General features: G+C 70.8%; 7 protein-coding genes and 1 pseudogene. 2 read left to right on the forward strand and 6 right to left on the reverse strand.

What is annotated here, in order from left to right; all coding sequences use genetic code 11:
• Nucleotides 1-123 precede the first annotated feature (123 nt).
• The 4 genes from AB0H87_RS34355 to ftsY all read right to left on the reverse strand — a co-directional run bounded on the left by AB0H87_RS34355 (nucleotide 124) and on the right by ftsY (nucleotide 4,021).
• The gene (locus tag AB0H87_RS34355) at nucleotides 124-462 is read right to left on the reverse strand and encodes a P-II family nitrogen regulator (RefSeq protein WP_360155409.1); all 339 of its coding nucleotides are present in this window, start codon (nucleotides 460-462) and stop codon (nucleotides 124-126) included.
• Nucleotides 463-488: 26 nt separating this feature from the next.
• Nucleotides 489-1,865 (reverse strand): ammonium transporter, encoded by a 1,377-nt coding sequence (locus AB0H87_RS34360; RefSeq protein ID WP_360155391.1) that lies wholly within the window; start codon nucleotides 1,863-1,865, stop codon nucleotides 489-491.
• A gap of 194 nt (nucleotides 1,866-2,059) precedes the next feature.
• A complete protein-coding gene (locus tag AB0H87_RS34365; RefSeq protein WP_360155394.1) occupies nucleotides 2,060-2,890 on the reverse strand; it encodes an aminoglycoside phosphotransferase family protein in 831 nt (276 codons plus the stop codon).
• Between the two features lie 6 nt (nucleotides 2,891-2,896).
• Complete coding sequence (gene ftsY, locus AB0H87_RS34370) at nucleotides 2,897-4,021, reverse strand: signal recognition particle-docking protein FtsY (RefSeq protein ID WP_360155397.1); 1,125 nt, start codon at nucleotides 4,019-4,021, stop codon at nucleotides 2,897-2,899.
• A gap of 135 nt (nucleotides 4,022-4,156) precedes the next feature.
• On the opposite strand from ftsY, the gene AB0H87_RS34375 reads away from it, so the two are divergent.
• The gene (locus tag AB0H87_RS34375) at nucleotides 4,157-5,929 is read left to right on the forward strand and encodes an alkaline phosphatase D family protein (protein ID WP_360155400.1); all 1,773 of its coding nucleotides are present in this window, start codon (nucleotides 4,157-4,159) and stop codon (nucleotides 5,927-5,929) included.
• Nucleotides 5,930-5,936: 7 nt separating this feature from the next.
• A complete protein-coding gene (locus AB0H87_RS34380; protein WP_360155403.1) occupies nucleotides 5,937-6,452 on the forward strand; it encodes a DinB family protein in 516 nt (171 codons plus the stop codon).
• 9 nt (nucleotides 6,453-6,461) lie between these two features.
• Here AB0H87_RS34380 and AB0H87_RS34385 read toward each other — a convergent pair whose 3' ends face one another.
• The gene (locus AB0H87_RS34385; protein ID WP_360155406.1) at nucleotides 6,462-7,082 is read right to left on the reverse strand and encodes an HAD-IA family hydrolase; all 621 of its coding nucleotides are present in this window, start codon (nucleotides 7,080-7,082) and stop codon (nucleotides 6,462-6,464) included.
• A pseudogene (locus AB0H87_RS34390) lies at nucleotides 7,079-7,945 on the reverse strand (AAA family ATPase); the annotation flags it as partial. The pseudogene AB0H87_RS34390 and the gene AB0H87_RS34385, both read right to left, overlap by 4 nt.
• Nucleotides 7,946-7,999: the final 54 nt, after the last annotated feature.

Here is a 7,999-nt window from a genome sequence, read left to right on the forward strand (position 1 = left end):
CCCGCCCGGCGTCGCGGGCGTCCCGCGGGGCGGCGGGGGCCGGGGGGCCGCCCCCGGGTTAACTGCGGCGGGTTCCCCGCCGGCCGCGCGCCGGCGTCGATCCGCTCGTGGTAACCATCGAAATCAGAGCGCGTCGAGGCCGCGCTCGCCGGTGCGGACCCGGACGACGTCCTCGACGGGCGTCACCCAGACCTTGCCGTCACCGATCTTGCCCGTCCGCGCCGCCGCCACGACCGCGTCGACCACCTTGTCGACGTCGATCTCGTCGGTCAGCACCTCGACCCGGATCTTCGGCAGGAACTCAACCGTGTACTCGGCACCCCGGTAGACCTCCGTGTGCCCCTTCTGCCGGCCGTAGCCCTGCACCTCGCTGACGGTCAGCCCGGCCACGCCGAGGGCGTGCAGGGCCTCCTTGACCGCGTCCAGCTGGTAGGGCTTGATGACCGCGGTCACCAGCTTCATGTCCAACCCCTCCATCGCTAGAAAACTTAGCCGGAGACCTTCTCGCTGACAGGTTTCTCGTCTGGTACGTCGCTGTTCGACGGCCGCGAAGCGGACAGGCCGGCGAGCTGGAAGGCCGAAGCCGCTCCACCGCCACCGGCGGGCGACAGGTCGTACGCCGACTCCGCGTGCTCCGCCACGTCGATGCCCTCGACCTCGGACTCGGGCGAGGTGCGCAGGCCGACGACCTTCTTGACCACCCAGGCGATGCCCATCGCGAGCACCAGCGAGTAGACCGTGACGATCGCGCTGCCGGCGAACTGCCGGCCGAGCTGGGTCGCTCCACCACCGTAGAACAGGCCGTTGCTGGCACCGAGCACGTCGGTGATCGCCGAGTTGACCTGCGTGGTCGCGAAGAAGCCGATCGCCAGCGAGCCGATCCAGCCACCGACGAAGTGCACGCCGACCACGTCCAGCGAGTCGTCGAAGCCGAACCGGTACTTGAGGCTCACGGCCAGCGCGCAGACCGCACCCGCGATGGCGCCGACGATCACGGCCGGGATCGGGGCGATGAAGCCGCACGCCGGGGTGATCGCGACGAGACCCGCGATCGCGCCGGACGAGGCACCGACCAGGGTCGGCTTGCCGCCCTTGATCCATTCCACGATGATCCAGCCGAGTACGCCGGCCGCGGTGGCGACCTGCGTGTTGAGGAACGCGACCGCCGTGGTGCCGTCCACGGTCAGCTCGGAGCCGGCGTTGAAGCCGAACCAGCCGAACCACAGCAGGCCGGCGCCGAGCGCGACCAGCGGGACGTTGTGCGGCTTGGTGCTCTCCTTGGGCCAGCCGATCCGCTTGCCGAGGATCAGCACCAGGCCGAGCGCGGCGGCACCGGCGTTGATGTGCACGGCCGTGCCACCGGCGAAGTCCAACGCCTTGATCTTGGCCCCGATGAAGCCGCCGCCCCAGACCCAGTGTGCGACCGGGATGTAGACCAGGGTGAACCAGCCGAACGCGAACAGGAGCCAGCCGGAGAACTTCATCCGGTCCGAAGCCGCGCCGCTGATCAGCGCGACGGTGATGACCGCGAACATCATCTGGAACACGAGGAACACGTACACCGGAATGCCGGTCGTGCCCCAGATGTCACCGAGGAAGTTCGTCTCGGTGCCCAGGTACTGCGTGAAGCTGCCGAGGACGTTGTTGACCCCGGAGTTGCCGTTTGAGCCGAAAGACAAGGTGAAGCCGTAGATGACCCAAAGCACTGAGACGAGCCCGATGGAGCTGAAGCTCATCATCATCATGTTGAGTACGCCCTTGGACCGGTTGAGGCCGCCGTAGAACAGCGCCAGACCCGGCGTCATGAGCAGCACGAGCGCGGACGACAGAAGTAGCCAGGCGGTATTGCCGGTGTCGATCTCCACGCTGCCTCCTCTCGGTAGGTTCCTCCCTCCGGCAGGCAGAGCAGCGTCGCCCGACAGCCGGTTTCGCGGGAAGCTTCCCGGGCCGCTGTTTCGCGTAAGGTCGCGGGGCGGTTACCGAAGCGTGACGGGTTGTTTCGTACGTGTGACGAAACCCGCCCTACCGCGTGATCGCGGAATGAGAGGGGACGTACCGCTCAGCGGAGCGCGTACTCCAGGGTGTGACGTTCGTAGTCGAGCAGGCGGAGATCGCGCATCGGGCGACGAAGGTGACCTTTGTGCACGATCCGGACGAACGCCGGATCGCCGGCGGCGGCCATCCGCCGGATGCCCTCGACGTGGTCGACGATCCGCTTGCGGATCGTCCGCACCAGGCGCTGCCGGTCGCGCGGGATCAGCCCGTAGGCGTCGGCGAACATCCGTAGCCGCTGCGGCCGGTTGGGCCGCTTCCAGCCGAGCGTGTAGGAGTCCCGGTCGGAGAAGAGCGGCACCCAGGTCCACGCCGCGTACGCCACGTCGTAGATCCGCGCCCCGGGCGAGGCCAGGTCGAAGTCGATCAGCGCGAGCGTGCCGTCGGGGCGCCAGATCACGTTGTGCGGCGCCGCGTCGTGGTGACAGATCACCTCGGTGTCCGGCGGCGGTGGCCCGAACGACCGCCAGACCGCGCCGGGCGCCGGCTGGAACCCGTACTGCGCGTCGTGGAACATCCGCAGCATCGTCGCGACCGTGACCAGCGCCTCGTCGGTGACCCAGTGCGGGGCCAGCGGATATTCGCCGCACTCCCCCTCGAGGTAGGAGAGCACCTCGCGGTTGCGCTCGTCCATGCCGAGCACCCGCGGTGACCCGGTGAAGCCGACGTGCTCCAGATGGCGCAGCAGGGCGTGCACCGACGGCGTCCACGGGCCGGCGTTGCGGCGGACGGTGTCGCCGACCCGCACCACGGTGCTGACGTTCCCCCCACGGAGGGGAACTTCCTGCTGCGTCACGTACGGTCTCCCGAGTCCGGAGGCCTGCGGCTGGTAGGTCACCCGAGGTTACGCGTCCGTGCCAACAAGCGCGTCGACGAACGCCGCCGGTTCGAACGGCGCCAGGTCGTCCGGGCCCTCGCCGAGGCCGACGAGCTTGACCGGAATGCCCAGCTTGCGCTGTACGGCGATGACGATGCCGCCCTTGGCCGTGCCGTCGAGTTTGGTCAGCACCACACCGGTCACGTCCACCACCTCGGTGAACACCCGGGCCTGCTCGAGGCCGTTCTGGCCGGTGGTGGCGTCGAGCACCAGCAGGGTCTCGTCGACCGGTCCCTGCTTTTCGACGACCCGCTTGACCTTGCCGAGCTCGTCCATCAGGCCGACCTTGTTCTGCAGGCGGCCGGCGGTGTCGACCAGCACGGTGTCGACCCCGGTCTCGGTGCCCTTCTTGACCGCGTCGAACGCGACGCTGGCCGGGTCGGCGCCCTCCGGGCCGCGGACGACCTCGGCGCCCACCCGGCCGGCCCAGGTGGCCAGCTGCTCGGACGCGGCGGCGCGGAACGTGTCGGCGGCGCCGAGCAGCACGGTGTGGCCGTCGGCGATCAGCACTCGGGCGATCTTGCCGCAGGTGGTGGTCTTGCCGGAGCCGTTGACGCCGACGACCAGCAGCACGGACGGCTTGCCGGTGACGTTGAGCGACCGGTCCAGGGTCGGGTCGAGCGCCTCGACCAGCTCGGCCGCCAGCAGCGCCCGCAGCTCGGTCGGGGTGCGGGTGCCGAGCACCTTGGTGCGGTCGCGGAGCCGGTCGACGATCTCCCGGGTCGCCTCGACGCCGACGTCGGCGCCGATCAGGCTGTCCTCGATCTCCTCCCAGGCGTCCTCGTCGAGGCGGTCCCGGGCGAGCACGGCGAGCAGGCCCTTGCCGAACACGCTCTGCGAGCGCGAGAGCCGCCCGCGCAGCCGGATGAGCCGGCCGGCGGTGGGCGCGGGAGTTTCGATGGTCGGCGCGGGTGGCGCCTCGGCCGGTCGTTCCGGCGCGAGGATCCCGACGCCACCCTCCTCCTCGGCCGTCTCGGTCGGCTGCGGCTGGGTCGGCGGCAGGGGCCGCCGGCGGATCCGGGGCACGAGCAGGCCGAGCCCGGCCAGGAGCAGCACGCCGGCCAGGACGATTCCGAGGATCACGTATTCCATACCGAAATCCTGACATGCCCCGTGCGGGCTCACGCGACGGCGGGTGTGAGGTGTCGCGCCTCGGGCTATGGCGCAGAACCCGGGTGGGTAGAAAAGATGGTCGCGGCGCCACTCGTCACTGGAGGTAGAAAACGTATGTCCGCCGGCACACGTCTGCTGATCGGTCCGGTGCTCCGCCGGGTCGTCGACACCCGGGCCACGATCTGGGTCGAGACGGCCGCACCGGCCGAGGTCACGGTGCGTGCACAGGGGGGTGCGGAAGGTAGCGCGCGTACGTTCACCGCCTTCGACCACCACTACGCGCTGGTCGTGGTCGAAGGCCTGCCGCCGGACGCGGTCACGCCCTACGAGGTGTTCGTCGACGGTGCGAAGGTCTGGCCGGAACCCGACTCCGCGTACCCCGCCAGTGTCATCCGCACCCGGATGGGTGACGACGGCGGCCAGCCGGTGAAGCTGATCTTCGGCTCGTGCCGCGAGGCGACACCGCGCTCGACCGGGCACAAACTGCCGCCGGACGCGCTGGACGCGTTCGCCCGCCGGCTGATGGCCGACGAGGGGGTCCGCCCCGACCTGATGGTGCTGCTCGGCGACCAGGTCTACGCCGACATGACCTCCCGGGAGGTACGCCGGTTCCTCCGCAAGCAGCGCAAGCGACGCAAGGCCAAGCTGACCGACGCGCCGCCGCACCAGGTGGTCACGTTCGACGAGTACACCCGGCTCTACCTGGAGTCGTGGCGCGACCCGGAGATCCGCTGGCTGCTCTCGACCGTACCGAGCGTGATGATCTTCGACGACCACGAGATCATCGACGACTGGAACTCGTCGGCGTCGTGGCGCGTCGCCGCCCGGGAGCAGCCCTGGTGGCGCGAGCGGATCACCAGCGGGCTGGCGTCGTACTGGGTCTACCAGCACCTGGGCAACCTGCACCCGGACGAGCTGGCCACCGACGCGCTCTATCCGAAGGTGGCCGGGGCCGCCGACGCGACCGAGATCCTGCGCGAGTTCGGCGAGCGGGTCGATCTGGAGGCCGACGCGGCGCACGACACCGACCGCTGGCGGGCCACGCAGTACCAGTGGTCCTACCGGGTCGACCTGGGCCGGACCCGGCTGGTCGTGCTCGACAACCGGTGCAGCCGGGTGCTCGACCCCGGCTCCCGCGCGATGCTGCCGCCCGGCGAGTGGTCGTGGTTCCTCGACCAGGCCCACGGCGACTACGACCACCTCGTGGTCGGCTCGTCGCTGCCCTGGCTGCTGCCGCACGGCATCCACCACCTGGAGGCGTGGAACGAGCGGCTCGCGGCCTCGCCGCGCGGTTTCGTCGCCGCGGCCGCCGAGAAGATGCGCCGCGCGGTCGACCTGGAGCACTGGGCGGCCTTCCAGCGGTCGTTCGAGGACCTGGCGGAGCTGTTCGCCCGGCTGGGCTCCGGCCCGCGCACGGCCGGCGGCGAGCGGGTCGGCGCCGGTCCCGCCTACCCGGCGCCCGCGTCGATCAGCGTGCTGTCGGGCGACGTACACCATTCCTATGTGGCCCGGGTCCGCTTCCGCGACCCGGAGGTGACGACGCCGGTGCACCAGCTGACCTGCTCGCCCATCCACAACGCGGTGCCGGCCGTGATGAAGCCCGTGATGACGCTGGGCTGGTGGCGCGGCCCGTCGTCGGTGGTGCGGGCATTGGCCAAGAGCGCGCGGGTACGCAAGCCCGGCGTCCGCTGGCGCAAGCTGGCCGGCCCCTACTTCGGCAACGCGGTCAGCACGCTGTCGCTGTCGGGCGCGACGGCCGCGGTCACGATCGAGGGCACGCGCGCCGACGGCGTGCTGACGAGGGTGGCGTCGCTGCCGCTGACGGAGCCGGCACCCGTCCCGGCCCCGCGTAAACCAGGCGGCGTCCCGGCGGGCGAACCGGCATGATGCCCTGATGACCTGGACTGCCCCGGAAATCGAACGACGCCGCGAGCCCTTCGTCGCCGACGAGCGCGCGATGCTGCAGGGCTGGCTCGACATGCACCGCGACACGCTGCTCTGGAAGTGCCAGGGCCTGACCGGCGACCAGCTGACCAAGCGGGCGGTCGAGCCGTCGACGCTGAGCCTGCTGGGCCTGGTCCGGCACATGGCGGGGGTGGAACGCAGCTGGTTCCACCGCGCGGCCGGCCTGCCGTACGACGGCCTCTACTACACCGACGACAACCGGGACGGCGACCACAACGACGGCACGGCCGAGTCGGCGGAGGCGGACTTCGCGACGTTCCGGGCGGAGTGTGCCAAGGCCGACGCGCTCGCGGCCGACCTGTCGCTGGACCACACCTTCGTCACCACCCGCGGCACCACGATCAGCCTGCGCTGGGTCTACAACCACATGATCGAGGAGTACGCCCGCCACAACGGCCACGCCGACCTGATCCGCGAACGGATCGACGGCACCACCGGCGCCTGACCGGCCGGGTCAGAGGTCGAGGGCCGCGCGGATGTAGGGGAGGTCGCTCGGGCCTGTCCAGCGGTGGGCGGACAGGCCCGCGGCGCGGGCGCCGTAGACGAAGCGGGCGCTGTCGTCGATGAAGAGCACGTGGCTCGGTGTCGTGCGCAGGGCCAGGCAGGCCGCCCCGAAGTATTCCGGTGCCGGCTTCGGGATGTGCAGGTCCGACGAGTTGATCACCGCGTCGAACTCGTCCGACAGGCCCAGCGTCCGCAGGTCCGTCTCCAGCAGGTCGGTCCCGTTGGTGGCCAGGCCGACCTTGATGCCCGCCGCCCGCGCGTCCCGGATCAGGGCCAGCAGGCCCGGCTCGACCGTGCCGCGGTAGCTCTCCCACTCCTTGACCGCCGCGCGGGCGCGGTCCGGGTCGCCGATCTGGTCCGCGAGGTCCGCGGCGATGGCCTCGGCCCACTCGTCGTGGGTGATGTCGCCGATGATCGCCGGCATGAGCCGCGACCAGTCCATCGCGGTCCCGTAGAGGGCGCCCCGCTTGAGGTCGTGCGCGGCCTCGATGCCGTGGATCACCTCGGGGTCCCAGCGGCGCAGTGTGCCGTCGAGGTCGACCAGCAGCGCGGTGGCCTTGGGCCGCATCACTCCTCCTCGCTGCCGAGCCGCTGGCTGATCACTTCGGTGACGCCGTTGCGCATGGTCACGCCGTAGAGGGCGTCGGCGACCTCCATCGTGCGCTTCTGGTGCGTGATGATGATCAGCTGGCTCTTCTCCCGGAGCTGGGCGAACAGCGTGATCAGCCGGCCGAGGTTGACGTCGTCCAGCGCCGCCTCGACCTCGTCCATGATGTAGAACGGGCTGGGCCGGGCGCGGAAGATCGCGACCAGCATCGCGACCGCGGTCAACGAGCGCTCGCCACCGGAGAGCAGCGACAGCCGCTTGATCTTCTTGCCCGGCGGGCGGGCCTCGACCTCGACGCCCGTGGTCAGCATGTCCTCGGGGTCGGTCAGGACCAGGCGACCCTCGCCGCCCGGGAACAGCACGCCGAAGACCTGCTCGAACTCGCGGGCCGTGTCGTGGTAGGCGCTGGTGAACACCTCGAGGATCCGGTCGTCCACGTCCTTGACCACGGTCAGCAGGTCGCGCCGCGTGTTCTTGAGGTCCTCGAGCTGGTCCGAGAGGAACTTGAAGCGCTCCTCCAGGGCCGCGAACTCCTCCAGCGCCAGCGGGTTGACCTTGCCGAGCAGGGCCAGCTCGCGCTCGGCCTTCGCGGCCCGCTTCTCCTGGGTCGGCCGGTCGTAGGGCAGGGGCTCGGGCTCCGGCTCACCCGCCGCTGCGGCCGCGGCCAGGGCCACCTGCGTCGGGGGTACGGGCTGCTCCGGCCCGTACTCGGCGACCAGGGTCTCGACGTCGAGCGAGAAGTCCTCGGCGGCCTTGATCTCCAGCTGCTCGATCCGCATCCGCTGCTCGGCCCGGGCCACCTCGTCGCGGTGCACCTCGCTGGTCAGCGGCGGTCAGCGACACCGAGTCGCCGTCGCAGCTGAGCCCGGCGTTGATCCAGA

Source organism: Asanoa sp. NPDC050611, from assembly GCF_040654855.1.
GTDB lineage: Bacteria > Actinomycetota > Actinomycetes > Mycobacteriales > Micromonosporaceae > Asanoa.